Genomic DNA, 25770 nt, shown 5'->3' with positions numbered 1-25770 from the left:
GGGTTTGTTTCAATATATTTGACATAAGCTGGCCATACGGCCTTGCGGTGTTCATTTTAATAAACATAGACTTTGGCCCATTCCAGCCAACGCGCCGTCATTAACGGAGAAAACAACAATGAACATCCAGAACGTCGTCGACATCAGCCTCGCCAGCAGCGAAGCCGAGCGTTATCGCCCGGACCCGGCGAAAGTGCTCAAAGGCGACCCTGAGCAAGCGGTGTTTCATCAATACGACAGCCCTTGTGGGCAAATGGGTGTTGGTGTGTGGGAAGGCGCGGTGGGCCAGTGGACGGTGAATTACACCGAGAATGAGTACTGCGAGATTCTGCAGGGGGTTTCGGTATTGCGTGACAGCGATGGCAATGCCAAGACCTTGCGCGTTGGCGATCGCTTCGTGATCCCGGCGGGGTTTCGCGGAACCTGGGAAGTGCTGGAGGCTTGCCGCAAGGTTTATGTGATCTTTGAACAGAAGGCTTGAGATGTTTGCTGGCTGATCGGCCCTCATCGCTGGCAAGCCAGCTCCCACAGGTTTTGTGCATGACACAGGTTCTGTGAAGACCGGCAATCACAGTGGGAGCTGGCTCGCCAGCGATAAGGCCCAACCGGTCACCGCAGAATCCAAGGCAAAAAAAAGGCCCGTATCTCACGATACGGGCCTTTTTCGTAGTCAGGAAAAATCAATTACTTGATTTTGCCTTCCTTGTACATCACGTGCTTGCGAACAACCGGATCATATTTCTTGATCTCGATTTTGTCCGGGGTAGTACGCTTGTTCTTGTCGGTAGTGTAGAAGTGACCAGTACCGGCGCTCGAGATCAAACGAATCAATTCACGCATGATTAGCTCCCTTAAATCTTGCCATCGCGGCGAAGTTCGGCGAGCACGACAGTGATGCCACGCTTGTCGATGATACGCATGCCTTTGGCAGATACGCGCAGACGCACAAAACGTTTCTCTTCTTCAACCCAGAAGCGGTGATGCTGCAGGTTCGGCAGGAAACGACGACGGGTTTTGTTGTTTGCGTGGGAAATGTTATTCCCAGTCACCGGACCCTTACCGGTAACTTGACATACTCTCGACATGCCTCAGCCCTCTAAAACCACATGCCCAACCCGGCATGGGTTGGCCGCTTAATCTCTCAGTCATTTGGCGCCAGGCGCCGCGTTTCTTTAGAGGTCTTACCGGCTACACCTACAGTGAAGGAACCGGGCCCCTAGAAAAGAGCGCTGCTTTATACCAGAAAGACCGGGGTGCAACAACAATCGGTGTGCAATCAATCGGCAAAAGGGCGATTTTTTCCGCCGCAGACGCCTTGGACAAAGGCTGCGGCCAGTTTTGACCACTCGTCGCAGAAATCCCGTCCTACAGGCGATTCAGACTTTTCATCGGGCGGCCCACGCTCGAAACCGCGCAAGAGTGCGCCTGAAAATGCAAAAAGGGGATAGTCATTTGCAATTCAGAGCTCTAGGGTAGGACTTTTCCAGACTGCACTTGCAGATGGGCCTTCGATCTGTAAAGGAAACCGACCATGCGCCTCGCTGCCCTACCCCTGTTGCTCGCCCCGCTCCTGCTGAGCCCCCTTGCCCAGGCCGCCGCGTTGAGCGTGTGCACCGAGGCCAGCCCTGAAGGGTTCGACGTGGTGCAGTACAACTCACTGACCACCACCAATGCTTCGGCTGACGTATTGATGAACCGCCTGGTGGATTTCGACACCGCCAGCGGCAAGGTCATTCCGAGCCTTGCCGACAGCTGGGAAGTCAGCACCGACGGCCTCACCTATGTGTTCAAACTGCACCCGCAGGTGAAATTTCACACAACCGATTACTTCAAGCCGAGCCGCGAGCTGAGTGCCGAAGACGTCAAATTCAGCTTCGACCGCATGCTCGACCCGGCCAACCCGTGGCACAAAGTCGCGCAGAGCGGCTTCCCCCATGCGCAGTCGATGCAACTGCCAACCCTGATCAAGAAGATCGACGCCCTTGACCCGCTCACCGTGCGTTTCACGCTTGATCATCCGGATTCGACCTTCCTCGCGACCCTGAGCATGGGCTTCGCCTCGATCTATTCCGCCGAATACGCCGACAAACTGATGAAGGCCGGCGCCACCGACAAACTCAACAGCCAGCCGATCGGCACCGGTCCGTTCGTGTTCAATCGCTTTCAGAAAGACGCGGCGATTCGCTACAAGGCCAACCCGGATTATTTCCATGGCAAGCCTGCCGTCGACCCGTTGATCTTCGCCATCACGCCGGACGCCAACGTGCGCCTGCAAAAGCTGCGGCGCAATGAATGCCAGATCGCCCTGTCGCCGAAACCATTGGATGTACAGGCCGCGCTGAAGGAACCGACGCTGAAAGTCGAAAAGACTGACGCTTTCATGACCGCTTTCGTGGGCATTAACAGCCAGCATCCGCCGCTGGACAAGCCGGAAGTGCGCCAGGCGATCAACCTCGCTTTCGACAAGGCCAACTACATCAAAGCCGTGTTCGAAGACACCGCCGAAGCGGCCAATGGCCCGTACCCGCCGAACACCTGGAGCTACGCGAAGAACCTGCCGGGCTACCCGCACGACGTGGCCAAGGCCAAGGCGCTGCTGGCCAAGGCCGGCTTGAAGGACGGCTTCCAGACCACAATCTGGACGCGGCCATCGGGCAGCCTGCTCAACCCGAACCCAAGCCTCGGCGCGCAGATGCTGCAGTCGGATCTGGCCGAGATCGGCATCCAGGCAGAAATCCGCGTGATCGAATGGGGCGAACTGATTCGCCGCGCCAAGGCCGGCGAACATGATCTGCTATTCATGGGCTGGGCCGGCGACAACGGCGACCCGGACAACTTCCTCACCCCGCAATTTTCCTGCGCGGCAGTGAAGTCCGGGACCAACTTCGCCCGCTACTGCAACGCCGATCTGGACAAGCTGATCAGCGCCGGCAAGACCACCAGCGAGCAAGGCGTGCGCACCAAGCTGTATGAGCAGGCACAAGCGCAGATCCAGCAGCAGGCATTGTGGCTGCCACTGGCGCACCCGACGGCCTACGCTTTGACGCGCAAGGATGTTCAGGGTTATTCCGTCAGCCCGTTTGGCCGGCAGGATTATTCCAAGATCAGCCTCAAATAACCTGCCTGACACGCCGGTGGATGGAAACAATCTGTGGGAGCGAGCCCGCTCGCGAAAGCGGTCTTTCAGCAAACAATGATGCTGACTGATAAAACGCCTTCGCGAGCAGGCTCGCTCCCACAAGGTCCAGAATCGGCGCCGAGAACTACATCCAGCCACACTCCGCCATCGACAGCGGTTCGCCGTCGCCGACGATGAAGTGATCGAGCACTCGCACGTCAATCAGTTCCAGGGTTTTCTGCAGGCGCTTGGTCAGCAGCCGATCTGCCTGACTCGGATCGGTGTTTCCGGACGGGTGGTTGTGACAGAGGATCACTGCTGCGGCGTTATTGGCCAGCGCGCGCTTCACCACCTCCCGTGGGTGCACGCTGGTGTTGTCGATCGAGCCGCGAAACAGCGCCTCGAAATTCAGCACCTGATGTTTCGAATCGAGAAACAGGCAGCCGAACACCTCGTGCGGCTCATGCCGCAGCATCGCCTTGAGGTAATCGCGGACGACCTGAGGGTTCTCGAGTGCCGGTTTCTGTCGTGAGCGCTCGGCCAGATGGCGCTTGCTCATTTCCTGCGCGGCTTGCAGCTGCGCGAACTTGGCGGGGCCGAGGCCCAGTTGTTTGCTGAATGCGTCCTGATCGGCCTCGAGCAGCAAACGCAGGCCACCGAATTGCGTCAGCAGATGTCTGGCGAGGTCGACAGCGCTTTTTCCGGGCAATCCGGTGCGCAGAAAAATCGCCAACAACTCAGCGTCCGAAAGACTCCCTGCGCCGTGTTCCAACAGCCTTTCCCGCGGCCGTTCCGCCGCCGGCCAATCGCGAATACTCATAGCACCTCCTTGTCTGTGGGCGCCGCTGTTCCGTAGCGGTCGCTGTGATATCGTAGCCCATCTTTTTGGCGGTCGATTCAACCCTGGGGAGGGGTATCGCGCCGCCGTCATCAACGAAATGAAAGGCAGACCTATGCAGCGGCTGTATCGGAAACGCATCGTTCTGGGCGTCGGCGGCGGCATTGCGGCCTACAAGAGCGCCGATCTGGTTCGCCGCCTGATCGACCAGGGTGCCGAAGTGCGCGTGGTCATGACCCATGGCGGCGCCGAATTCATCACCCCGCTGACCATGCAGGCCCTGTCGGGCCACCCGGTTCACCTCGACTTGCTCGACCCTGCCGCCGAAGCCGCCATGGGTCATATCGAGCTGGCGAAATGGGCCGATCTGGTGCTGATCGCCCCGGCCACCGCCGACCTGATCGCCCGTCTGGCCCAAGGCATTGCCAACGATCTGCTGACAACCTTGGTGCTGGCCACCGACGCCGTGGTTGCTGTCGCGCCAGCGATGAATCAGGCGATGTGGCGCGACCCGGCGACCCAGGCCAACCTGCAACTGCTGGAAAGCCGTGGCCTGAAGACTTTCGGCCCGGCCTCGGGCAGCCAGGCCTGCGGCGACGTCGGCATGGGCCGCATGATGGAGGCCACCGATCTGGCCCTGCTCGCCGCTGATTGCTTCCAGCGCCAGGCCCTGACCGGCAAGCATGTGGTGATCACCGCCGGCCCGACTCAGGAAAACATCGACCCGGTGCGCTACATCACTAACCACAGCTCCGGCAAAATGGGTTTTGCCCTCGCCGAAGCAGCCGTGGAAGCCGGCGCCCGTGTCACTTTGATCAGCGGCCCGGTGCACTTGCCGACGCCTGATCGCGTGACGCGGATCGATGTGGTCAGCGCCCGCGACATGCTCGCCGCCTGCGAATCGGCCATGCCTTGCGACGTGTTCATCTCGTCGGCAGCGGTGGCGGACTACCGCCCTGAAGTCGTCGCCCCGCATAAACTCAAGAAAGATCCTACGAGCGGTGACGGCTTCGTCCTGCAAATGGTGCGCAACCCGGACATCCTTGCCACTATCGCGACCCGTCCCGACCGTCCGTTCAGTGTCGGCTTCGCCGCCGAAACCGAACACCTGCTCGACTACGCTGCACGCAAGCTGAAGGACAAGAATCTCGATCTGATCGTCGCCAACGACGTCGCCAATCCGAGCATCGGTTTCAACAGCGAAGAAAACGCCTGCAGCGTCATCGACCGTGAGCTGCACGCCACGGTTTTCGCCCAGACCAGCAAGAGCAAGATCGCTCGCCAACTGGTCACTTTTATCGCCGAACGTCTGAACCAGGTTTAATTTACATGCACGCTTTGCAAGCCAAGATCCTCGATCCACGCATCGGTAGCGAATTCCCGCTGCCGCAATACGCTACGCCGGGCTCCGCCGGCCTCGACCTGCGCGCCATGCTGGAACAGGACATCGTGATCAAACCGGGTGAAACCGTGCTGATTCCCACCGGCCTGTCGGTGTACATCGGCGACCCGAATCTCGCCGCGCTGATCCTGCCGCGCTCGGGCATGGGCCACAAACACGGCATCGTGCTGGGCAATCTGGTCGGCCTGATCGACTCCGATTACCAGGGCCCGCTGATGGTCTCCTGCTGGAACCGCGGCCAGAGCGACTTCACCATGACCGTCGGCGAACGCCTGGCGCAATTGGTGCTGGTACCGGTGGTGCAGGCGCATTTCGAAATGGTTGAAGAGTTTGTCGAGACCGAGCGCGGTACCGGTGGTTTTGGCCATACCGGCACCAAATAACCGGATAGAAATTATTGTGGTGAGGGGGTTTATCCCCGATGGGCTGCGAAGCGGCCCCAAGATTTTGGGTCTGCTGCGCAGCCCATCGGGGATAAATCCCCTCGCCACAAAAAATGCGCTATATCGGCAGCAGGTTTTAACACCGTAAATCAAGGTTTTGCCGGCCGAAAGCCACGCCAGCCGGGGCGTCATGGCCCTTTCATAGCACGAACTCTCTGTGGAAAACGCCGTCATACCCTTCAGTTTGAGCCTGCCGTCGAATCATTCGCCGGTCTGTCCCGCCCTTTTCGAGATGGAGCATGTCCACAGATGAGCACCCCCGCCAAGATCGCCCCGACGCTGCCTGACAGCATTTTCCGCGCCTACGACATTCGTGGCACCGTGCCGGAATTCCTCAACGGTGAAACCGCCTACTGGATCGGTCGCGCCATCGGCTCGCAGAGCCTGGCCCAGGGCGAGCCGAACGTGTCGGTCGGTCGTGACGGTCGCCTGTCCGGCCCGGAGCTGGTCGCGGAACTCATTCGCGGCATCGCCGAGAGCGGTTGCCACGTCAGCGATGTCGGCCTGGTGCCAACGCCGGCACTGTACTACGCCGCCAACGTGCTGGCCGGCAAGTCCGGGGTGATGCTCACCGGTAGCCACAATCCGTCGAACTACAACGGCTTCAAAATCGTCATCGCCGGCGACACCCTCGCCAACGAGCAGATTCAGGTGCTGCACGAACGCATCAAGAACAACGACCTGAGCACTGGCCAGGGCAGCGTCACTCAGGTCGAAATCCTCGACCGCTACAACACCGAAATCGTCCAGGACATCAAACTGGCCCGCCGCCTGAAAGTCGTGGTCGACTGCGGCAACGGCGCGGCCGGCGTGATCGCCCCGCAACTGATCGAAGCGCTGAACTGCGAAGTCATCCCGCTGTTCTGCGAAGTCGACGGCAACTTCCCGAACCATCACCCGGATCCGGGCAAACCGGAAAACCTCGTAGACCTGATTGCCAAAGTCAAAGAGACCAACGCCGATATCGGCCTGGCCTTCGACGGTGACGGCGACCGCGTTGGCGTGGTGACCAATACCGGCAGCATCGTCTACCCGGATCGCCTACTGATGCTGTTCGCTCGCGACGTAGTGGCGCGCAACCCGGACGCGGAAATCATCTTCGACGTCAAATGCACCCGTCGCCTGGTGCCATTGATCAAGGAATACGGTGGTCGGCCGCTAATGTGGAAGACCGGTCACTCGTTGATCAAAAAGAAAATGAAACAATCCGGCGCACTGTTGGCCGGCGAAATGAGCGGGCACATCTTCTTCAAGGAACGCTGGTTCGGTTTCGACGACGGCATCTACAGCGCCGCACGTCTGCTGGAGATCCTCAGCAAGGAAAAATCCACCGCGGAAGAGCTGTTTGCGACCTTCCCGAACGATATTTCCACGCCGGAAATCAATATCCATGTGACCGAAGAGAGCAAATTCAGCATCATTGATGCACTGCACGATGCTCAGTGGGGCGAAGGCGCCGACCTGACCACCATCGACGGCGTGCGTGTCGATTACGCCAAAGGCTGGGGCCTGGTGCGCGCGTCCAACACCACACCGGTGCTGGTGCTGCGCTTCGAGGCCGATGACGAGGCTGAATTGCAGCGCATCAAGGATGTGTTCCACGCCCAACTGAAACGCGTTGCACCTGATCTCCAACTACCGTTCTGATCCACCCGGAGCCCTGAATGACCCTCGAACGCGAAGCCGCCGCCAACACTGCCAAGGTCCTGTCCGAAGCGCTGCCTTACATCCGACGCTATGTCGGCAAGACCCTGGTGATCAAATACGGCGGCAACGCGATGGAAAGCGAGGAGCTGAAAACCGGCTTCGCCCGCGACATCGTGCTGATGAAAGCCGTGGGCATCAACCCAGTGGTCGTGCACGGTGGCGGCCCGCAGATCGGTGATCTGCTCAAGCGCCTGTCGATCGAAAGCCACTTCGTCGACGGCATGCGCGTTACCGACGCGGCGACCATGGACGTGGTGGAAATGGTCCTTGGCGGTCAGGTCAACAAGAGCATCGTCAACCTGATCAACCGCCATGGCGGCAGCGCCATCGGCCTGACCGGTAAGGATGCCGGGCTGATCCGGGCGAAGAAGCTCACCGTTTCCCGCCAGACCCCGGAGATGACCCAGCCGGAAATCATCGACATCGGCCATGTCGGCGAAGTCGTCGGCATCAATACCGAGCTGTTGAATCTGCTGGTCAAAGGCAACTTCATCCCGGTCATCGCGCCGATTGGCGTCGGTGAGAACGGCGAGTCGTACAACATCAACGCCGACCTGGTGGCGGGCAAGGTTGCCGAAGCACTGAAAGCTGAAAAGCTGATGCTGCTGACCAACATTGCCGGCCTGATGGACAAATCGGGCACCGTGCTGACCGGCCTGAGCACGCAGCAGGTCGACGACCTGATCGCCGATGGCACGATCTACGGCGGCATGCTGCCGAAGATCCGCTGCGCACTGGAAGCGGTTCAGGGTGGCGTAGGTAGTTCGTTGATCATCGACGGTCGTGTGCCGAACGCGATCCTGCTGGAAATCTTCACCGATACTGGCGTGGGTACGCTGATCAGTAATCGCAAGCGTCCCTGATCGCTGATACACCGGAGATCGCAGTCTGCGGCAGCGCCTGCAAATTTCGTTACTGCGAAATTTCTGCAGGAACTGAAGAAGGCTGCGATCTTTTTTGTGCGCGCAGGAAAAGCCTGACTCGACACAGCGAAACGTCCGACATCCCTTCAGAACAAATCCCCCTAGGATCTTCCTCTCATCCAGCGGAGATTCACTCATGCAGAAAGATTACGTTCCGTACGGCAGCGATGTTTCAGCAGGCACCTACGAATGCGTGGACTGCGGTCATCGTTATTCCAATCAAGCCAAGACTTCAATGCCGCCCTGCCCGCAGTTTCGCAAGACGGCGCATGTCCTGAACGGCTGGAAAACCCTCACCGGCCAAGGTGACGCCCCTCAAGATCCGTACCCGGAAAAAACCGAAAAGCCGGCTGCCAGCAAAAAATAATCCCGGAGCGCCTAGAGCCATGCAGATCTCGTTCACGATCGACGCCGACGCTTTCGAGCAGGAACAGAAGGAACCGGTGAAAAAGACCTTGCGCATCGGCGACGCCGAAATCGCCCATGCGCTTTTCTGGTGGTGATCAGCTCGACGTGATTCGCGATGAATTGAACATGCTCATCACCCAGAACGAGCCGACCTTCAAACCCATCACCAAACGCAAGGGCCGCGCTGGACAGTTCGAGATCAGCGAAGATTCCCACGCATTGCTCTGCGCGACGCTGGGTCTGAATGCCATTCAGTGACATCGTCGCGGTCAGTGGCTTGCTGCTGACCCTGACTACGCTCATGTTCAATCTGGCATGGCCGGCGCTCAGGACTGGCGCTGAGACTGCTGATCAAATGGCAAAAACTGCGTAGACCACTGTAGGAGCTGCCGAAGGCTCGGGCCGCGATCGGACGATCTTTTGATCTTGATCCTGAAAAACAAGATCAAAAGATCGCAGCCTTCGGCAGCTCCTACAGGTGCGTATCACACGCCAAATTGGGCGCGGTACGCTTCCACGGCTGGGAGGTGTTGCTTGAGCTGCGGATCGTCGGCGAGGAACTCCAACACCTGATTCAGCGAGACGATGCTGATCACCGGAATGCCGAAGTCGCGCTCGACTTCCTGGATGGCCGACAATTCGCCGTTGCCACGCTCCTGGCGGTTCAGCGCGATCAGCACACCGGCGGCTTTGGCGCCGTCTTGGGAAGCGATGATCTGCATCACTTCACGAATGGCGGTGCCGGCGGTGATCACGTCGTCGATGATCAAGACTTCGCCAGTCAGCGGCGCGCCAACCAGGCTGCCGCCCTCGCCGTGGGCCTTGGCTTCCTTACGGTTGAAGCACCACGGCAGATCACGATCGTGATGCTCGGCCAGCGCAACGGCGGTCGTGGCCGCCAGCGGAATACCTTTATAAGCCGGGCCAAACAGAACGTCGAAGGGGATGCCGCTCTCGGTGATGGCCGCAGCGTAGAAACGTCCCAGCTGGGCAAGGGCCGAACCCGAATTGAACAGGCCGGCATTGAAGAAGTAGGGACTGGTGCGCCCGGACTTCAGGGTGAACTCACCGAAGCGCAAAACGCCGCGATCGATGGCAAAACGAATGAAATCGCGCTGATACGCTTGCATGAAAAAAACCCCAAATACCACGGATTTAGCTAATTAGCTTGACGCCGTGTATCATACACGCACGCGATTTTTGGGGCCATTTATGCGGATCATCAGTGTGAACGTCAATGGTATTCAGGCGGCAGTCGAGCGCGGTTTGCTCAGTTGGCTGCAAGCCCAGAATGCCGACGTCATCTGCCTGCAGGACACCCGTGCCTCCGCCTTTGAACTGGATGACCCAGCCTTCCAACTGGATGGCTACTTCCTTTATGCCTGCGATGCTGAAGTCCCTGCCCAAGGCGGCGTGGCTTTGTATTCGCGGTTGCAACCGAAGGCTGTCATCAGCGGTCTCGGTTTCGAGACGGCCGACCGCTACGGGCGCTACCTGCAAGCAGATTTCGACAAAGTCAGTATTGCCACCTTGCTGTTTCCTTCGGGGATGAACGGCGATGAGGACTTGAACCAGAAGTTCAAGCTCATGGACGATTTCGGCAAGTACCTGGACAAACAGCGACGCAAACGTCGCGAGTACATTTATTGTGGCTCGCTGTACGTTGCGCAGCAGAAACTCGACATCAAGAACTGGCGCGACAGCCAGCAATCTCCAGGCTTCCTGGCGCCGGAACGCGCCTGGATGGACGAGATTGTCGGCAACATGGGCTATGTCGATGCGCTGCGCGAAGTCAGCCGAGAAGGCGATCAGTACAGCTGGTGGCCGGATAACGAACAGGCCGAGATGCTCAATCTGGGCTGGCGTTTCGATTATCAGATCCTGACCCCGGGCCTGCGTCGCTCGGTGCGCAGTGCACGCCTGCCGCGTCAGCCACGGTTTTCGCAGCACGCGCCGTTGATCGTCGACTACGACTGGACGCTGACCATCTAAGCGTCGTATCGCAGCCAAAGAAAATGCCCGCATCGTGAGATGCGGGCATTTTTTATGCGCCGTGCTTCCTAAACCGCAGCGAAGAATGGCAAGGCCAGGTACAGCTTGATCACGATGACGTTAACGATATCGATGAAGAACGCTCCTACCATCGGCACCACCAGAAACGCGATTTGCGAAGGGCCATAGCGCTGCGTCACCGCTTGCATGTTGGCAATGGCCGTAGGCGTGGCACCCAGCCCAAAGCCGCAGTGTCCCGCAGCGAGTACGGCGGCATCATAGTTGCTGCCCATCACCCGAAACGTTACGAAAATCGCGAACAGCGCCATGACCAGCGCCTGCACGGCCAGAATGATGAAGATCGGCAATGCCAACGCCGCCAGATCCCAAAGCTTCAGCGACATCAGCGCGATCGCCAGAAACAGCGAGAGGCTGACATTGCCGAGCACGGAAACTTCACGCTCGAACACCTGATACAAGCCAAGTGCTGACAGACTGTTGCGCAACACCACACCTACAAACAGCACGCAAACAAACGTCGGCAGTTCGAACGCAGTGCCATGCAGAACGCCATTCAGAAGGTTGCCAGCGAGCAGGCTGACGGCAATCAGCGCCAGCGTCTCGACGAACGAAAACGGCGTGATTGAGCGTTCCTTGTTTGGCTGTTCAAAACCTCTTGGCAGTCGCGGCGCTTGTTGCGGATTGCAACCCGGCACTTGCACGCGCTTGATCAGCAACCGGGCAACGGGCCCACCGATCAGACCACCCAGCACCAGACCGAACGTCGCTGAGGCCAGCGCCAGCTCTGAAGCCGACGCCAGGCCATATTTCTCGCTGAACACCGCGCCCCATGCCGCGCCAGTGCCGTGGCCGCCGGCCAGCGTGATCGAGCCCGTCAGCAAGCCCATCAAAGGGTCGAGCCCGAGCAGGGTTGCCAAGCCGATACCCATGGCATTTTGCACCACCAGCAAGCCAATGACCGCCAGCAGGAAGATACCGACTATGCGGCCGCCCTTCTTCAGACTGGCAAGGTCAGCACTCAAGCCAATGGTGGCAAAGAAAGCCAACATCAGGGGGGTTTGCAATGATGTATCGAAGCGCACTTCAATGTCGAAAGTGCGCAATATCAACAGGAGCACGGCAACCACCAGGCCACCCGCTACCGGTTCAGGAATATTGTAACTTCGCAGAAAGCCGACACGCGTAACAAGTCCGCGTCCGAGCAGCAGTACTAAAGAAGCGGCCACGAGCGTGCCGTAGAAATCGAGCTCAATCATGTGGATTATTCTTGGCTAAGTATTCACGAGGCGAGCGTTTACCTGGGCTCGACGGGTGAACCGGCTGATTTTCTCAACACTGATTACTGGGGAATTCAAGTGCCATCGATGGCTTGAACATATCGGAATGTTTCAACCGAAACATTACATCGGGCAACTTTAACAACCAGCTCGCGCCAATAACAAGAACGGGAATAAGCACTGGACCGATCAGTTGTGACCAAAGATGTAATAGAGGAACATCAGCAAATAAATGCCAAACCGCACATCGTTAACAGACTAGTCCTACAACAAAAACCAATTATTAAGTTGCACAAATAAAAATACCCCGATAAGTCGGGGTATTTTCATATTGCGACACAACAGACTTTCACTTGATCAATCGCCAGGTGAACGGATATCTGTATGGGAAACCTTCGTTGGCTTTGACCCCTGCAATGATCGTCAGGACCAGTGCGGCGATCGCCAACAAACCAAACAGGAAGAAACCAATGATCAGCAGCATGAGCAGGAAGCAGATCATTGAGGCTATCGCCACCGTGATCTGAAAATTCAACGCCTCTTTGCCCTGTGCATCGATAAAAGGGTCTTTCTCGCGCTTCATCTGCCATAGGATCAACGGCCCGATCAGATTGCCGAACGGAATCCAGATCCCCAGCAAGGCGGACAGGTGACAGAACATTGCCCACTGGCGAACCTCCTGGCTCGGTTTGGGCAGCAACTCTTGCTCGTCACTCATCATGTCCTCCTTGTGGTCGAAAACCTCAGTCGGCCAGTGCAGCCTTCTGCAGTTCGAAGATCTCGTTCATGCCTTTCTTCGCCAGTTCCAGCATGGCGTTCAAGTCTTCAGGCTGGAACGGCGCGCCTTCAGCAGTGCCCTGCACTTCGATGAAACCGCCGGTGCTGGTCATCACTACGTTCAGGTCGGTTTCAGCAGCGGAATCTTCAAGATAGTCCAGATCCAGCACCGGCTCGCCCTGGTACATGCCGACCGAGACCGCACCAATCATCTGCTTGAGCGGGTCACCGCCTTTCAGGCCGCCGCGTTTCTTGATCACTTTCAGGGCATCGACCAGCGCCACCATGGCGCCGGTGATGGAGGCGGTGCGAGTACCGCCATCGGCCTGGATCACGTCGCAATCGACATACAGGGTCACATCGCCAAGCTTGGACATATCCAGCGCCGCGCGCAGGGAACGGCCGATCAGACGCTGGATTTCGAGAGTACGACCGCCCTGCTTGCCACGGCTGGCCTCACGCTGGTTACGCTCGCCGGTCGCGCGCGGCAGCATGCCGTACTCGGCAGTCAACCAGCCCTGGCCCTGACCTTTGAGGAAGCGCGGTACGCCATTTTCGACGCTGACGGTGCAGATGACTTTGGTATCACCGAATTCGACCAGTACGGATCCCTCGGCGTGTTTGGTGTAGTTGCGGGTGATGCGGATCGAGCGGAGCTGATCGGCAGCGCGACCACTTGGACGTTTCATAGGGATACCTGTACTGAGGACGGAAAACTGCCGAGCATTATAGAGCGCTGCACCGCGAGTGGGCACTGGTTAAAACCGCCGGCCGACGACCGAAGCCCCTCGAGCGCGCATAACCGACGGGCTGCAGCGCTTTGTCACACCGTGTGTTTGGGCGCATTCGCCGCACTGCGCTACAATCCTGCGCCTTTGCTGCCAGTCGGCTTAAATTCATTGAAATCGCGCCTGCGAAACAGCGTTTCGCGCCGATCTGCATTGCGAGGTCACCGCCATGGTGCACAGCATGACCGCCTTCGCCCGCGTCGAGAAAGCCGGCGTTCAGGGCACCCTGAGCTGGGAACTGCGCTCGGTCAACAGCCGCTATCTGGAACCGCACCTGCGCTTGCCCGAATCGTTTCGCGACCTCGAAGGCGCCGTGCGTGAAGCACTGCGTCAGGGCCTGTCGCGGGGCAAACTGGAATGCACGCTGCGCTTCACCGAAGAAAGCACCGGCAAACCGCTGCAAGTGGACCGCGAACGCGCCGCACAACTGGTGGCCGCTGCGGAAACCGTTGCCGGGCTGATCAAGAATCCTGCTGCGCTGAATCCGCTGGAAGTGCTGGCCTGGCCCGGCGTGCTGGTGGCCGATGCGACCGACCCGCAAGCGCTGAACGCCGAAGCGCTGGCGCTGTTCAATCAGGGCTTGAAGGATCTGAAGGCTGGTCGCGAGCGCGAAGGCGCGGAGCTGGCTCGCTTGATCAACGACCGCCTGACTTCCATCGAAGAAGACGTGGTGACCCTGCGTGAACTGGTGCCGCAGATGCTCGCCACCCAGCGCCAGAAGGTCCTCGACCGCTTTGCCGACATGAAGGCCGAGCTCGACCCGCAGCGCCTGGAACAGGAAATGGTCATCCTCGCGCAAAAAAGCGACGTGGCCGAAGAACTGGATCGCCTGAGCACTCACATCATCGAAGTCCGCCGGGTGCTCAAGTCCGGTGGTGCCGCCGGGCGGCGTCTGGACTTCCTGATGCAGGAGCTCAACCGCGAGGCCAACACACTGGGCTCCAAAGCCTTCGACCCGCGCAGCACCCAGGCCGCCGTCAACCTCAAGGTGTTGATCGAGCAGATGCGCGAACAAGTGCAGAATATTGAGTAAGGCTACCCTGACATGACCCAACACACCGGCACCCTGTACATCATTTCCGCGCCATCGGGCGCGGGCAAGAGCAGTCTGGTCAAGGCGTTGACCGACGCCGACCCGGAGATCCGCGTTTCGGTCTCGCACACCACCCGCGCCATGCGCCCGGGCGAAGTGGATGGCGTGAACTACCATTTCGTGACCCGCGAAGAGTTCGTGAAGATGGGCGAGCACGGCGACTTTCTTGAACGCGCCGAAGTCTTCGGCAACTTCTACGGCACCTCGCAAAGCCGTTTGCAACAGACTCTGGACGAAGGTCACGACCTGATTCTGGAAATCGACTGGCAAGGCGCCGAGCAAGTGCGCAAGCTGATGCCGCAAGCGCGCTCGATCTTCATCCTGCCGCCATCGCTGCAAGCCCTGCACCAGCGCCTGACCAACCGCGGCCAGGACAGCGACGAGATCATCGACGGCCGCATGCGCGAAGCGGTCAGCGAGATGAGCCATTACGTCGATTACGATTACCTGATCATCAACGACGATTTCGCCCACGCGCTGGACGATCTGAAAGCGATTTTCCGCGCCAATCAGCTGCAACAGAAACGCCAGCAAGTGCGTTTCGGCAAATTGCTGGCTGAATTGCTCGGCTAAAACAGCACTTCCCAAAATGCCTGCAAGCGCTTTACATTGGTGCTTGCAGCGCGTTGAAGGGTCTGGTCAAAAAATCAGCGCTTCCCTAATCGCTGGTGATTTTTTAAACTGCTCAGTCCGCTCGCCCAACCGGGCAGCGCGCATATTGCATTCGCTCCGAGGAATACCATGGCCCGCGTAACCGTTGAAGACTGCCTAGAACACGTGGAAAACCGCTTTGAGCTGGTCATGCTCTCTACCAAGCGTGCCCGTCAACTGGCCACCGGCGGCAAAGAGCCATTGGTGCAGTGGGAAAACGACAAGCCGACCGTTGTCGCGCTGCGTGAAATTGCTGAAGGCCTGATGAGCTACGAGTTCATCGCCGAGCAGGAAATCGTCCAGGATGAACCGCTGTTCGCAGCGTTCGAGGACGAGTCGAACGAGGCCGTCTAAGCCTATGCCTGGTCGACGTAGCACGGCGCGGGGTCACAGCTTTCGGCAGGAATCATCATGCCGAGCATAGACGCCCTCGCCGATCGCTTATCGACCTACCTCGGCAACGACCAGGTCAACCTGGTCCGCCGAGCGTATTTCTACGCCGAACAAGCCCATGACGGTCAACGCCGTCGCAGTGGTGAGGCGTACGTCACGCATCCTCTTGCCGTGGCCAATATACTTGCCGACATGCACATGGACCATCAGAGCCTGATGGCCGCGATGCTGCATGACGTGATCGAAGACACCGGTATCGCCAAGGAAGCGCTGCAAGCGCAGTTTGGTGAAACCGTGGCCGAACTGGTCGACGGGGTCAGCAAACTGACCCAGATGAACTTCGAGACCAAGGCCGAAGCACAGGCTGAAAACTTCCAGAAAATGGCCATGGCCATGGCGCGCGACATCCGGGTGATCCTGGTCAAGCTCGCCGACCGTCTGCACAACATGCGCACGCTGGAAGTGCTGTCCGGCGAAAAACGCCGGCGTATCGCCAAGGAAACCCTCGAGATCTACGCACCCATCGCCAACCGGCTGGGCATGCACGCGATCCGCATCGAATTCGAAGACCTCGGCTTCAAGGCCATGCACCCGATGCGTTCCGCGCGGATCTACCAGGCGGTCAAGCGCGCCCGGGGCAACCGCAAGGAAATCGTCAACAAGATCGAAGAGTCCCTCGGCCATTGCCTCGCCATCGACGGCATCCAGGGCGAAGTCAGCGGTCGGCAGAAACACCTCTACGGCATCTACAAGAAAATGCGCGGCAAGCGTCGGGCCTTCAACGAAATCATGGACGTTTACGCGTTCCGGATCATCGTCGACAAGGTCGATACCTGCTACCGCGTATTGGGTGCTGTGCATAATTTGTACAAACCGTTGCCAGGGCGCTTCAAGGATTACATCGCGATCCCCAAGGCCAACGGCTATCAGTCGCTGCACACCACGTTGTTCGGCATGCACGGTGTACCGATCGAGATCCAGATCCGCACCCGCGAAATGGAAGAAATGGCCAACAACGGCATCGCCGCCCATTGGCTGTACAAATCCAGCGGTGACGAGCAACCGAAAGGCACGCACGCCCGCGCTCGCCAGTGGGTCAAAGGCGTGCTGGAAATGCAGCAACGCGCCGGCAACTCGCTGGAATTCATAGAAAGCGTGAAGATCGACCTGTTCCCGGACGAGGTTTACGTGTTCACGCCCAAAGGCCGGATCATGGAGCTGCCAAAAGGCTCCACGGCGGTCGACTTTGCCTACGCAGTGCACACCGATGTCGGCAACAGCTGCATCGCCTGCCGCATCAATCGTCGTCTCGCGCCGCTGTCCGAACCGCTGCAAAGCGGCTCCACGGTCGAGATCGTCAGCGCTCCCGGCGCCCGGCCGAACCCGGCATGGCTCAACTTCGTCGTTACCGGCAAGGCGCGTACGCACATTCGTCATGCGCTGAAGCTACAACGCCGCTCCGAGTCCATCAGTCTTGGCGAACGCCTGCTGAACAAGGTCCTCAACGGTTTCGACAGCTCCCTGGAGAAGATCCCGGCAGAGCGCGTCAAAGCAATGCTTACCGAGTACCGCCTCGAACTGATAGAAGACCTGCTCGAAGACATCGGCCTGGGCAACCGCATGGCCTATGTCGTTGCCCGTCGCCTGCTCGGCGAAGGTGAGCAGCTGCCGAGCCCGGAAGGTCCGCTGGCGATTCGCGGTACCGAAGGCCTGGTGCTCAGCTACGCCAAATGCTGCACGCCGATCCCGGGCGACCCGATTGTCGGGCACCTGTCGGCGGGCAAAGGCATGGTCGTGCACCTGGACAACTGCCGCAACATCAGCGAAATCAGGCACAACCCGGAAAAATGCATCCAGCTCTCGTGGGCCAAGGATGTCACCGGCGAATTCAACGTCGAGCTGCGCGTCGAGCTGGAACACCAGCGTGGCCTGATCGCCCTGCTGGCCAGCAGCGTCAACGCGGCCGACGGCAATATCGAGAAAATCAGCATGGACGAACGCGATGGCCGCATCAGCGTCGTGCAGTTGGTGGTCAGCGTTCACGACCGTGTGCACCTGGCCCGCGTGATCAAGAAACTGCGCGCCTTGACCGGGGTGATCCGCATCACCCGCATGCGCGCATAACCTGCCTATTACAAGGAGTCCTACATGACCAAAACCGTCATCACCAGCGACAAGGCCCCGGCCGCCATCGGTACTTACTCCCAGGCGATCAAGGCAGGCAACACCGTTTACATGTCGGGCCAGATTCCTCTGGACCCAAAAACCATGGAACTGGTTGAGGGCTTCGAAGCCCAGACCGTCCAGGTCTTCGAGAACCTCAAAGCCGTGGCCGAAGCTGCCGGCGGTTCGTTCAAGGACATCGTCAAACTGAACATCTTCCTCACCGACCTGAGCCACTTCGCCAAGGTCAACGAGATCATGGGCAAGTACTTCGACCAGCCATACCCTGCCCGCGCCGCCATTGGCGTGGCCGCCCTGCCGAAGGGTGCGCAGGTTGAAATGGATGCCATTCTGGTCATCGAGTGATGCGCACGGCGCGGCCTTCACGCCGCGCCGACTGCTGCAAGAAAAGGTTTTGAAAGGATTTCACCATGCGCAAAGCGCTAGCTCTCTCGCTGCTCGCCCTGTTTCTCGGCGGCTGCGCCAGCGACCCTGCCGACCGTGACATCAGCGGCACCTGGATCAACCAGGTGGCGATCGATGCCGCCGCCAAGGGCGGTCCCCTGCGTGAAGCGCTCCAGGCTTACGGCCCGAATCTGGAGTGGGACGTCAACACCAAGGCCGGTCAGGCCCGCTACACCAACGGTTTTGAGAACGTCGAAGGACGGCTGCTGGGCGGAGAGTCCGGCGCCTGGAAGGTCGACTTCTACGGCAGCTCCGCCAGCGAACTGAAACGCGACGGCGGGCGCCTGCAACAAGCTGCCAGCGACAACGAACCCGAACAAGTCTTCGATCGCGCACAGATCCCTGTGCCGGAAGGCGCGCCAATCGGTGCCAGCTTCGAACGCGCGCTCTACTCAGCATACCTGGGCGGCAACTGGACCATCGCCAGCGGCCAGGGTGAAGGCGGCACCGTGCAGTTCCAGGCCGACGGCCAGGTGACCGGCCTGCCGGGCGTTGACCGTTATGCCTTGTGTCTGGCCGGCGATTGCGCGTCCATGAGCAATGGCAACGACAGCATGTGGCTGCAACTCAATGGCCAGGGCAATAACTGGATCTTTGTGCGCAAGGGCAAGGAGCTGGAGATTTTGCAAGCAGTCAACGCTGCGCTGGCGGATGAGCAACCGCAGTTTGCCGCGGGTGAGCGCAAGTGGTTGCTGGAAAAACAGTAACCTGCTTCCGAAACCTCAGAAGATCAAATGTGGGAGCGAGCCTGCTCGCGAACGCGGTGGGTCAGTCGAACTGATAATGACTGACATACCGCATTCGCGAGCAGGCTCGCTCCCACAGTGGTTTTTGTGTTGCTGAAAATTCAGCACTTACCTTCAAGAATCGCTGCATAGCCTTCGCGGTAACTTGGATACTTCGGCACCCACCCCAACGCTTTCGCCCGCGCATTGCTGCAACGCTTGCTGCCGGTGCGCCGCACACTGGCGTCGTCCGCCCATTCAGTCACACCCAGGTACTCGCGCAACCAGCCCACCACTTCGGCCAATGGCGCAGGCGCGTCATCCACACCGATAAAGAGCTCGTCCAGCTTGACGCCCTCGCGGTCTTTTTCCAGCAAGAACGCCAGCAGCCCCGCTGCATCATCGGCATGAATACGATTGCCATACAGCGGTGGCTCCGTAGCCACGCGATAGCCGCGACGCACCTGAGTCAGCAGCCACTCGCGGCCCGGGCCGTAAATGCCGGTCAGGCGCAGCACGCTTGCCGGGATGCCGCTATTGAGCGCGACCTGCTCGGCTTCGAGCATCAAGCGACCTGAATATCCGGCCGCGACCGTCTCGGAGGTCTCATCCACCCATGCTCCGTCCTGCTGGCCGTACACGCTGCTGCTGGACACGAAGATCAGCCTCTCGGGCACTTGCCCATAGTCACCCAGCCAGCTCAGCACATTCTGCAAACCCTGCACGTAGGCCTTGCGATAGCCCTCTTCGTCGTGATCGGTGGCCGCGGCGCAATACACCAGATAATCGACAGCGCCTACCGGCCAGGTCGCCGGACACTCTTCGCCGAACAGGTCGCCGGCGACGCCGATGACACCCTCCGGCAGCTTGGAAACGTCGCGGCGCAGGCCATGAACTTGCCAGCCAGCCGCCAGCAATTGCGTGGCCAAACGACTGCCGACATCACCACAACCGGCAATCAAAACAGAAGGCGCGGACATCAGAAAACTCCCATCAGAAAGGCACAGACTAGCTCTGGCACAGGACGAACGGCTAGCAATGAAGGAAAAAAAGTTACTCTATTACTTTTGTTAACAAGAATTACTTGCAATAATGCACGCCACTTTTGTTCTCGGCCTCACGAGGCCTGGAAGAGCAACAACGTTTTTCTATCTCAGGTCCGGCCAGCATGACACGTAATCAAACTCCCGCTTCGCCAACCACTCGACCTCGCGCCTGGAGCGCCGTCGCGGCTCTGTTGCTCAGCCTGATGCTGGCACCGACCGCCGCCTTCGCCGACGCTCAAGCACCCGCCACCCCAGCCGCCACCGAGCAGAGCGCACCCGCTGCCGCTCCGGCTGCACCAGCCGCCACCGATCCGGTGCAGGCTGTCGACGCGGCCGACGCACCTGAAGCCCTCGAAGCCGACAACACCTTGGGCATGGCCCACGACCTTTCGCCGTGGGGTATGTACCAGAACGCCGACATCATCGTGAAAATCGTGATGATCGGTCTGGCCATCGCTTCGATCATCACCTGGACTATCTGGATCGCCAAAGGCTTCGAGCTGATGGGCGCCAAGCGTCGTCTGCGTGGCGAAATCGCTGCACTGAAAAAAGCCACCACCCTTAAAGAAGCAAGCGCCACGGCCGGCAAGGAAGGCACCCTCGCCAACCTGCTGGTGCACGACGCGCTCGAAGAGATGCGCCTGTCGGTCAACAGCCGCGAGAAAGAAGGCATCAAGGAACGCGTCAGCTTCCGCCTCGAGCGCCTCGTTGCTGCCTGCGGTCGCAACATGAGCAGCGGCACCGGCGTCCTCGCCACCATCGGTTCCACCGCACCGTTCGTAGGTCTGTTCGGTACCGTGTGGGGCATCATGAACTCCTTCATCGGCATCGCCAAAACCCAGACGACCAACCTTGCAGTTGTCGCACCGGGCATCGCTGAAGCGCTGCTGGCCACTGCACTGGGTCTGGTTGCGGCGATTCCTGCGGTGGTGATCTACAACGTCTTCGCCCGTTCCATCGCCGGTTACAAGGCGCAGGTCTCCGATGCCTCGGCAGAAGTCCTGCTGCTGGTCAGCCGCGATCTCGACCACCAGCCTGAGCGCAGCTCGCAGCCGCACATGGTTAAAGTGGGGTAATCGGCCATGGGCCTGCATTTGAAAGAAGGCGCAGACGACGATCTGGCCGAGAACCACGAAATCAACGTCACGCCGTTCATCGACGTGATGCTGGTGCTGTTGATCATATTCATGGTGGCCGCGCCGTTGGCCACTGTGGACATAAAAGTCGACCTGCCGGCCTCGACCGCCAAACCGGCGCCGCGGCCAGAGAAACCGGTGTTCCTCAGTGTGAAAGCGGACCAGCGCCTGTTCCTCGGTGACGACGAAGTGAAAGCCGGAACCCTCGGCGCTACCCTCGACGCCAAGACCCAGGGCAAGAAAGACACCACCATCTTCTTCCAGGCCGACAAAGGCGTGGATTACGGCGACCTGATGAGCGTGATGGACAGCCTGCGCGCCGCCGGTTACCTGAAGGTCGGTCTGGTCGGACTTGAGACGGCAGCCAAGAAATGATCACGACGCGCCATAAGCTGACGCGTTACAGCGGTAGCCTGGCCGTGGTGCTGGGCGTGCACGCGCTGGCCATCGCGCTGGCGCTGAACTGGACCGCCCGCCCGCCCATCGAATTGCCGCCGCAGGCAATGATGGTCGAGCTGGCCCCGTTGCCTGCCCCGCCACCGCCGGCTCCGCCGAAAGTCGTCACACCGCCGCAGCCACCGGCTCCGGTTGAAGAGTTGCCGATCCCGAAACTGGCTGAAGCACCGAAAGCGGAAATCGCGGTACCCAAACCCAAGCCTAAGCCCAAGCCGAAACCGCCAAAGCCGGTGGAGAAGAAGCTGCCTGATCCGCCGAAGGAAAAACCTTCCGAGGAGAAACCGGCCGATACCCAGCCGACCCAGGCACCGACGGAGAAATCCGCCCAGCCTGCACCAGGTCCGTCGCCGGCTCAGTTGGCGGCCAAGGCCAGTTGGCAAGGCACTCTGCTCGCGCATCTGCAGAAGTACAAGAAGTACCCGCAGAGTGCGCAGTCGCGGGGCAAGGAAGGCTTGAATCGTCTGCGTTTCGTGGTCGATGGCGAAGGTAATGTGCTGTCGTTCGAACTGGTGGGCCGCTCTGGCAACGCTGATCTGGACCGGGCCACCCTGGACATGATCCGCCGCGCACAACCGCTGCCCAAGCCGCCGGCCGACATGCTCAACAACGGCTCGATCGAAATTGTTGCGCCGTTTGTTTATTCGCTCGAACGTCGCCGCTAAGCAACACCGCAATACCTGTGGGAGCTGGCTTGCCAGCTCCCACAAGGTTCTCCGCCAGCCGAGAGAACCAAGCCAAGAGGCACCGAAAGGTGCCTTTTGCATATCTGCCAGCGGCAAACCGACCTCGACCGGTGTCGCACTCAGCCCGCAGTCTGATAACGTGCGTCTATCGATTGCAGCCGGTATGCTTGGCGCGCATCTTCATGGACGCTTGCTATGACCCTCACAGAATTACGCTACATCGTTACCCTCGCCCAAGAGCAGCATTTCGGCCATGCCGCCGAGCGTTGCCACGTCAGTCAGCCGACGCTGTCGGTGGGCGTGAAAAAACTTGAAGACGAACTCGGTGTGCTGATTTTCGAGCGCAGCAAAAGCGCCGTGCGCCTGACCCCGGTCGGCGAAGGCATCGTCGCCCAGGCGCAGAAAGTCCTGGAACAAGCCCAGGGCATCCGTGAACTGGCCCAGGCCGGCAAGAACCAGCTGACCGCACCGCTGAAAGTCGGCGCCATCTACACCGTCGGCCCGTACCTGTTCCCGCATCTGATTCCACAACTGCACCGGGTCGCCCCGCAGATGCCGTTGTACATCGAAGAAAACTTTACCCACGTGCTGCGCGACAAACTGCGCAACGGCGAGCTCGACGCGATCATCATCGCCCTGCCGTTCAATGAAGCCGACGTGCTGACCCTGCCGCTTTACGACGAGCCGTTCTACGTGCTCATGCCGGCCCAGCATCCGTGGACCAAGAAAGAATCCATCGACGCCGGCCTGCTCAACGACAAGAGCCTGCTGCTGCTCGGTGAAGGTCACTGTTTCCGCGATCAGGTGCTCGAAGCCTGCCCGACTCTGACCAAGGGCAACGACGGCGCCAAGCACACCACGGTAGAATCCAGCTCGCTGGAAACCATTCGCCACATGGTCGCGTCCGGCCTGGGCATCTCGATCCTGCCGCTGTCGGCGGTGGACAGCCATCACTACGCCCCCGGCGTGATCGAAGTGCGCCCACTGACCGCGCCGGTGCCGTTCCGCACCGTGGCGATCGCCTGGCGCGCCAGCTTCCCACGGCCGAAAGCCATCGAGATCCTCGCCGACTCCATTCGCCTGTGCTCGGTGGCCAAGCCAGCGGCGCCGGTCACGGCCGGTTAAGCGAGCGTCATGACGGAGCTGTCGCAAGTGTCGGTGACGGCACTCAAGGGTGTCGGCGAAGCCATGGCCGAGAAACTGGCCAAGGTCGGCCTCGAGAATCTGCAGGACGTGCTCTTCCACTTGCCGCTGCGTTATCAGGATCGCACCCGCGTGGTGCCGATCGGCGCATTGCGACCGGGGCAGGACGCCGTGGTCGAAGGCACCGTCAGCGGTGCCGACGTGGTCATGGGTCGCCGCCGCAGTCTGGTCGTGCGCTTGCAGGACGGCACCGGCGGGCTGAGCCTGCGCTTCTACCATTTCAGCAACGCGCAGAAGGAAGGGCTCAAGCGTGGCACGCGGGTTCGCTGCTACGGCGAAGCCCGGCCCGGCGCCTCAGGCCTGGAAATCTACCACCCCGAATACCGCGCCATCACCGGCGACGAGCCGCCGCCAGTGGATGAAACCCTGACCCCGGTCTACCCGCTCACCGAAGGCCTGACCCAGCAGCGCCTGCGCCAGTTGTGCATGCAGACCTTGACGCTGCTCAAGCCGAGCACCCTGCCGGACTGGCTGCCGACCGAACTGGCCCGCGACTACCAACTGGCGCCGCTGGCCGACGCGATCCGTTACCTGCACAACCCGCCCGCCGATGCCGATGTCGATGAACTCGCCCTTGGCCATCACTGGGCGCAGCATCGCCTGGCTTTCGAAGAACTGCTCACGCATCAACTGTCGCAACAGCGTCTGCGCGAAAGCATGCGTTCCCTGCGCGCGCCAGCGATGCCGAAAGCCACCAGGCTGCCGCCGAAATACCTGAAGAACCTCGGCTTCAGCCCAACCGGTGCTCAGCAGCGCGTCGGCAACGAAATCGCCTACGACCTCAGCCAGCACGAACCGATGTTGCGCCTGATTCAGGGCGACGTCGGCGCCGGCAAAACCGTGGTTGCCGCCCTCGCCGCCCTGCAAGCGCTGGAGGCCGGTTATCAAGTCGCGCTGATGGCGCCGACCGAGATCCTCGCCGAACAGCACTTCATCACCTTCAAACGCTGGCTCGAACCGCTGGGCATTGAAGTCGCGTGGCTGGCCGGCAAGCTTAAGGGCAAGAACCGCGTCGCCGCGCTGGAACAAATCGCCAGCGGCACACCGATGGTGGTCGGCACCCACGCGCTGTTTCAGGACGAAGTACAGTTCAAGAATCTGGCGCTGGTGATCATCGACGAACAGCACCGCTTCGGCGTGCAGCAGCGTCTGGCGCTGCGGCAGAAAGGCGTCGGCGGGCGCATGTGTCCGCATCAGTTGATCATGACCGCCACACCGATTCCACGCACGCTGGCAATGAGCGCCTACGCCGACCTCGACACCTCGATCCTCGATGAATTGCCGCCCGGGCGAACGCCGGTCAACACCGTGCTGGTCACCGACACCCGCCGCGTCGAAGTCATCGAACGGGTGCGCAGCGCTTGCGCCGAAGGTCGTCAGGCCTATTGGGTGTGCACGTTGATCGAGGAGTCCGAAGAGCTGACCTGCCAGGCCGCCGAAACCACGTTCGAAGACCTCACCGCCGCCCTCGGCGAATTGAAGGTCGGGCTGATTCACGGGCGCATGAAACCGGTCGAAAAAGCTGCGGTGATGGCCGAGTTCAAGGCCGGCAACCTGCAACTGCTGGTCGCCACCACAGTGATTGAAGTCGGCGTCGACGTGCCCAACGCCAGCCTGATGATCATCGAAAACCCCGAGCGTCTCGGCCTCGCGCAACTGCACCAGTTGCGCGGTCGGGTTGGTCGGGGCAGCGCGGCCAGCCATTGTGTGCTGCTCTACCACCCGCCGCTGTCGCAGATCGGTCGCCAGCGCCTGGGCATCATGCGCGAGACCAACGACGGTTTCGTCATCGCCGAAAAGGACCTCGAATTGCGCGGCCCCGGGGAAATGCTCGGCACCCGCCAGACCGGCCTGCTGCAATTCAAGGTCGCCGACCTGATGCGCGACGCCGATTTATTGCCCGCCGTGCGCGATGCTGCCCAGGCTTTGCTGGAGCGCTGGCCGACCCACGTCAGCCCATTGCTTGACCGTTGGCTGCGGCATGGGCAGCAATACGGCCAAGTGTGAGCACCGTCGCAGTTTGTGCAGGATCGTTCCTACAGAGCTGGTTATACTCCTGCCA

27 protein-coding genes and 1 pseudogene are annotated in these 25770 nt (G+C 60.0%); 20 read left to right on the top strand and 8 right to left on the bottom strand.

The window, feature by feature from the left end:
- Positions 1–118 precede the first annotated feature (118 nt).
- Positions 119–481, top strand: coding sequence for a cupin domain-containing protein (locus tag AB4N48_RS25220; protein WP_150742913.1), 363 nt, complete (start codon positions 119–121; stop codon positions 479–481).
- Positions 482–684: 203 nt separating this feature from the next.
- On the opposite strand, the gene rpmG is transcribed toward AB4N48_RS25220, so the two are convergent.
- Both rpmG and rpmB read right to left on the bottom strand, forming a co-directional pair.
- Positions 685–840 (bottom strand): 50S ribosomal protein L33, encoded by a 156-nt coding sequence (gene rpmG, locus AB4N48_RS25215; RefSeq protein WP_016772554.1) that lies wholly within the window; start codon positions 838–840, stop codon positions 685–687.
- A gap of 11 nt (positions 841–851) precedes the next feature.
- Entirely contained in the window at positions 852–1085 is a 234-nt protein-coding gene (gene rpmB, locus AB4N48_RS25210; RefSeq protein ID WP_007920377.1) for a 50S ribosomal protein L28, read from the bottom strand.
- Positions 1086–1531: 446 nt separating this feature from the next.
- On the opposite strand from rpmB, the gene AB4N48_RS25205 reads away from it, so the two are divergent.
- Complete coding sequence (locus AB4N48_RS25205; protein WP_133335679.1) at positions 1532–3118, top strand: ABC transporter substrate-binding protein; 1587 nt, start codon at positions 1532–1534, stop codon at positions 3116–3118.
- A gap of 145 nt (positions 3119–3263) precedes the next feature.
- On the opposite strand, the gene radC is transcribed toward AB4N48_RS25205, so the two are convergent.
- Positions 3264–3938, bottom strand: coding sequence for a RadC family protein (gene radC, locus AB4N48_RS25200; protein WP_095181239.1), 675 nt, complete (start codon positions 3936–3938; stop codon positions 3264–3266).
- 133 nt (positions 3939–4071) lie between these two features.
- On the opposite strand from radC, the gene coaBC reads away from it, so the two are divergent.
- From coaBC to AB4N48_RS25170, 6 genes and pseudogenes are all read left to right on the top strand, one after another.
- A complete protein-coding gene (coaBC, locus tag AB4N48_RS25195) occupies positions 4072–5280 on the top strand; it encodes a bifunctional phosphopantothenoylcysteine decarboxylase/phosphopantothenate--cysteine ligase CoaBC (protein WP_016772551.1) in 1209 nt (402 codons plus the stop codon).
- A 5-nt stretch (positions 5281–5285) separates the two neighbouring features.
- The gene (dut, locus tag AB4N48_RS25190) at positions 5286–5741 is read left to right on the top strand and encodes a dUTP diphosphatase (RefSeq protein WP_041476635.1); all 456 of its coding nucleotides are present in this window, start codon (positions 5286–5288) and stop codon (positions 5739–5741) included.
- Between the two features lie 303 nt (positions 5742–6044).
- Positions 6045–7448: pseudogene (locus AB4N48_RS25185) on the top strand (phosphomannomutase/phosphoglucomutase); the annotation flags it as partial.
- 17 nt (positions 7449–7465) lie between these two features.
- A complete protein-coding gene (gene argB, locus AB4N48_RS25180; RefSeq protein ID WP_016772548.1) occupies positions 7466–8371 on the top strand; it encodes an acetylglutamate kinase in 906 nt (301 codons plus the stop codon).
- Between the two features lie 196 nt (positions 8372–8567).
- Positions 8568–8798 (top strand): hypothetical protein, encoded by a 231-nt coding sequence (locus AB4N48_RS25175; RefSeq protein ID WP_041476633.1) that lies wholly within the window; start codon positions 8568–8570, stop codon positions 8796–8798.
- A gap of 116 nt (positions 8799–8914) precedes the next feature.
- On the top strand, positions 8915–9097 hold the full coding sequence (locus AB4N48_RS25170) for a hypothetical protein (RefSeq protein ID WP_224789936.1): 183 nt from the start codon (positions 8915–8917) through the stop codon (positions 9095–9097).
- 227 nt (positions 9098–9324) lie between these two features.
- Here AB4N48_RS25170 and pyrE read toward each other — a convergent pair whose 3' ends face one another.
- Complete coding sequence (pyrE, locus tag AB4N48_RS25165; RefSeq protein WP_056791572.1) at positions 9325–9969, bottom strand: orotate phosphoribosyltransferase; 645 nt, start codon at positions 9967–9969, stop codon at positions 9325–9327.
- Between the two features lie 82 nt (positions 9970–10051).
- Between pyrE and AB4N48_RS25160 the strand changes: the two genes are divergently transcribed.
- Positions 10052–10831, top strand: coding sequence for an exodeoxyribonuclease III (locus AB4N48_RS25160; protein ID WP_016772543.1), 780 nt, complete (start codon positions 10052–10054; stop codon positions 10829–10831).
- Between the two features lie 68 nt (positions 10832–10899).
- Here AB4N48_RS25160 and gltS read toward each other — a convergent pair whose 3' ends face one another.
- From gltS to rph, 3 genes are all read right to left on the bottom strand, one after another.
- On the bottom strand, positions 10900–12108 hold the full coding sequence (gltS, locus tag AB4N48_RS25155) for a sodium/glutamate symporter (protein ID WP_056791569.1): 1209 nt from the start codon (positions 12106–12108) through the stop codon (positions 10900–10902).
- A gap of 370 nt (positions 12109–12478) precedes the next feature.
- On the bottom strand, positions 12479–12847 hold the full coding sequence (locus tag AB4N48_RS25150) for a DUF4870 domain-containing protein (protein ID WP_016772541.1): 369 nt from the start codon (positions 12845–12847) through the stop codon (positions 12479–12481).
- Positions 12848–12872: 25 nt separating this feature from the next.
- Entirely contained in the window at positions 12873–13595 is a 723-nt protein-coding gene (gene rph, locus AB4N48_RS25145) for a ribonuclease PH (RefSeq protein WP_027610407.1), read from the bottom strand.
- 268 nt (positions 13596–13863) lie between these two features.
- On the opposite strand from rph, the gene AB4N48_RS25140 reads away from it, so the two are divergent.
- The 6 genes from AB4N48_RS25140 (at position 13864) to AB4N48_RS25115 (ending at position 19166) form a co-directional block, all read left to right on the top strand.
- The gene (locus AB4N48_RS25140) at positions 13864–14727 is read left to right on the top strand and encodes a YicC/YloC family endoribonuclease (RefSeq protein ID WP_016770639.1); all 864 of its coding nucleotides are present in this window, start codon (positions 13864–13866) and stop codon (positions 14725–14727) included.
- Positions 14728–14739: 12 nt separating this feature from the next.
- The gene (gmk, locus tag AB4N48_RS25135) at positions 14740–15360 is read left to right on the top strand and encodes a guanylate kinase (protein ID WP_039757364.1); all 621 of its coding nucleotides are present in this window, start codon (positions 14740–14742) and stop codon (positions 15358–15360) included.
- A 168-nt stretch (positions 15361–15528) separates the two neighbouring features.
- Positions 15529–15792, top strand: coding sequence for a DNA-directed RNA polymerase subunit omega (rpoZ, locus tag AB4N48_RS25130; RefSeq protein ID WP_008030604.1), 264 nt, complete (start codon positions 15529–15531; stop codon positions 15790–15792).
- Between the two features lie 57 nt (positions 15793–15849).
- A complete protein-coding gene (spoT, locus tag AB4N48_RS25125; protein ID WP_007920338.1) occupies positions 15850–17955 on the top strand; it encodes a bifunctional GTP diphosphokinase/guanosine-3',5'-bis pyrophosphate 3'-pyrophosphohydrolase in 2106 nt (701 codons plus the stop codon).
- Between the two features lie 24 nt (positions 17956–17979).
- Positions 17980–18360: a RidA family protein gene (locus tag AB4N48_RS25120; protein ID WP_014340863.1), complete on the top strand. Its 381-nt coding sequence runs from the start codon at positions 17980–17982 to the stop codon at positions 18358–18360.
- A 65-nt stretch (positions 18361–18425) separates the two neighbouring features.
- Positions 18426–19166 carry a hypothetical protein gene (locus AB4N48_RS25115; RefSeq protein WP_252868469.1) on the top strand — a complete coding sequence of 247 codons (741 nt, stop codon included), beginning with the start codon at positions 18426–18428 and terminating at the stop codon, positions 19164–19166.
- A gap of 140 nt (positions 19167–19306) precedes the next feature.
- Here the strand turns inward: AB4N48_RS25115 and AB4N48_RS25110 are convergent, their stop codons facing one another.
- The gene (locus AB4N48_RS25110) at positions 19307–20164 is read right to left on the bottom strand and encodes an SDR family oxidoreductase (protein WP_460094487.1); all 858 of its coding nucleotides are present in this window, start codon (positions 20162–20164) and stop codon (positions 19307–19309) included.
- A 188-nt stretch (positions 20165–20352) separates the two neighbouring features.
- Between AB4N48_RS25110 and exbB the strand changes: the two genes are divergently transcribed.
- The 5 genes from exbB (at position 20353) to recG (ending at position 25715) form a co-directional block, all read left to right on the top strand.
- Entirely contained in the window at positions 20353–21306 is a 954-nt protein-coding gene (exbB, locus tag AB4N48_RS25105) for a tonB-system energizer ExbB (RefSeq protein WP_041476629.1), read from the top strand.
- Positions 21307–21312: 6 nt separating this feature from the next.
- On the top strand, positions 21313–21741 hold the full coding sequence (gene exbD / locus AB4N48_RS25100) for a TonB system transport protein ExbD (RefSeq protein WP_256807639.1): 429 nt from the start codon (positions 21313–21315) through the stop codon (positions 21739–21741).
- Positions 21738–22484: a TonB family protein gene (locus AB4N48_RS25095; RefSeq protein ID WP_041476628.1), complete on the top strand. Its 747-nt coding sequence runs from the start codon at positions 21738–21740 to the stop codon at positions 22482–22484. Before exbD ends, AB4N48_RS25095 begins: the two co-directional genes overlap by 4 nt.
- 216 nt (positions 22485–22700) lie before the next feature.
- Positions 22701–23630 carry a hydrogen peroxide-inducible genes activator gene (locus tag AB4N48_RS25090; protein WP_024014805.1) on the top strand — a complete coding sequence of 310 codons (930 nt, stop codon included), beginning with the start codon at positions 22701–22703 and terminating at the stop codon, positions 23628–23630.
- 9 nt (positions 23631–23639) lie between these two features.
- Positions 23640–25715, top strand: a complete 2076-nt coding sequence (gene recG, locus AB4N48_RS25085) for an ATP-dependent DNA helicase RecG (RefSeq protein WP_024014806.1) — start codon at positions 23640–23642, stop codon at positions 25713–25715.
- Positions 25716–25770 lie beyond the last annotated feature (55 nt).

It is taken from the genome of Pseudomonas sp. S2_C11 (genome assembly GCF_054668395.1).
The sequence above is the reverse complement of the archived record's forward strand: the minus strand, read 5'-3'. Positions and strand labels throughout refer to the sequence as shown.

Excerpts from the sequence above, each read along its gene's own strand:
- AB4N48_RS25220 (WP_150742913.1), top strand. The coding sequence starts at position 119 with ATGAACATCCAGAACGTCGTCGACATCAGCCTCGCCAGCAGCGAAGCC.
- rpmG (WP_016772554.1), bottom strand. The coding sequence starts at position 840 with ATGCGTGAATTGATTCGTTTGATCTCGAGCGCCGGTACTGGTCACTTC.
- rpmB (WP_007920377.1), bottom strand. The coding sequence starts at position 1,085 with ATGTCGAGAGTATGTCAAGTTACCGGTAAGGGTCCGGTGACTGGGAAT.
- AB4N48_RS25205 (WP_133335679.1), top strand. The coding sequence starts at position 1,532 with ATGCGCCTCGCTGCCCTACCCCTGTTGCTCGCCCCGCTCCTGCTGAGC.
- radC (WP_095181239.1), bottom strand. The coding sequence starts at position 3,938 with ATGAGTATTCGCGATTGGCCGGCGGCGGAACGGCCGCGGGAAAGGCTG.
- coaBC (WP_016772551.1), top strand. The coding sequence starts at position 4,072 with ATGCAGCGGCTGTATCGGAAACGCATCGTTCTGGGCGTCGGCGGCGGC.
- dut (WP_041476635.1), top strand. The coding sequence starts at position 5,286 with ATGCACGCTTTGCAAGCCAAGATCCTCGATCCACGCATCGGTAGCGAA.
- argB (WP_016772548.1), top strand. The coding sequence starts at position 7,466 with ATGACCCTCGAACGCGAAGCCGCCGCCAACACTGCCAAGGTCCTGTCC.
- AB4N48_RS25175 (WP_041476633.1), top strand. The coding sequence starts at position 8,568 with ATGCAGAAAGATTACGTTCCGTACGGCAGCGATGTTTCAGCAGGCACC.
- AB4N48_RS25170 (WP_224789936.1), top strand. The coding sequence starts at position 8,915 with ATGCGCTTTTCTGGTGGTGATCAGCTCGACGTGATTCGCGATGAATTG.
- pyrE (WP_056791572.1), bottom strand. The coding sequence starts at position 9,969 with ATGCAAGCGTATCAGCGCGATTTCATTCGTTTTGCCATCGATCGCGGC.
- AB4N48_RS25160 (WP_016772543.1), top strand. The coding sequence starts at position 10,052 with ATGCGGATCATCAGTGTGAACGTCAATGGTATTCAGGCGGCAGTCGAG.
- gltS (WP_056791569.1), bottom strand. The coding sequence starts at position 12,108 with ATGATTGAGCTCGATTTCTACGGCACGCTCGTGGCCGCTTCTTTAGTA.
- AB4N48_RS25150 (WP_016772541.1), bottom strand. The coding sequence starts at position 12,847 with ATGAGTGACGAGCAAGAGTTGCTGCCCAAACCGAGCCAGGAGGTTCGC.
- rph (WP_027610407.1), bottom strand. The coding sequence starts at position 13,595 with ATGAAACGTCCAAGTGGTCGCGCTGCCGATCAGCTCCGCTCGATCCGC.
- AB4N48_RS25140 (WP_016770639.1), top strand. The coding sequence starts at position 13,864 with ATGGTGCACAGCATGACCGCCTTCGCCCGCGTCGAGAAAGCCGGCGTT.
- gmk (WP_039757364.1), top strand. The coding sequence starts at position 14,740 with ATGACCCAACACACCGGCACCCTGTACATCATTTCCGCGCCATCGGGC.
- rpoZ (WP_008030604.1), top strand. The coding sequence starts at position 15,529 with ATGGCCCGCGTAACCGTTGAAGACTGCCTAGAACACGTGGAAAACCGC.
- spoT (WP_007920338.1), top strand. The coding sequence starts at position 15,850 with ATGCCGAGCATAGACGCCCTCGCCGATCGCTTATCGACCTACCTCGGC.
- AB4N48_RS25120 (WP_014340863.1), top strand. The coding sequence starts at position 17,980 with ATGACCAAAACCGTCATCACCAGCGACAAGGCCCCGGCCGCCATCGGT.
- AB4N48_RS25115 (WP_252868469.1), top strand. The coding sequence starts at position 18,426 with ATGCGCAAAGCGCTAGCTCTCTCGCTGCTCGCCCTGTTTCTCGGCGGC.
- AB4N48_RS25110 (WP_460094487.1), bottom strand. The coding sequence starts at position 20,164 with ATGTCCGCGCCTTCTGTTTTGATTGCCGGTTGTGGTGATGTCGGCAGT.
- exbB (WP_041476629.1), top strand. The coding sequence starts at position 20,353 with ATGACACGTAATCAAACTCCCGCTTCGCCAACCACTCGACCTCGCGCC.
- exbD (WP_256807639.1), top strand. The coding sequence starts at position 21,313 with ATGGGCCTGCATTTGAAAGAAGGCGCAGACGACGATCTGGCCGAGAAC.
- AB4N48_RS25095 (WP_041476628.1), top strand. The coding sequence starts at position 21,738 with ATGATCACGACGCGCCATAAGCTGACGCGTTACAGCGGTAGCCTGGCC.
- AB4N48_RS25090 (WP_024014805.1), top strand. The coding sequence starts at position 22,701 with ATGACCCTCACAGAATTACGCTACATCGTTACCCTCGCCCAAGAGCAG.
- recG (WP_024014806.1), top strand. The coding sequence starts at position 23,640 with ATGACGGAGCTGTCGCAAGTGTCGGTGACGGCACTCAAGGGTGTCGGC.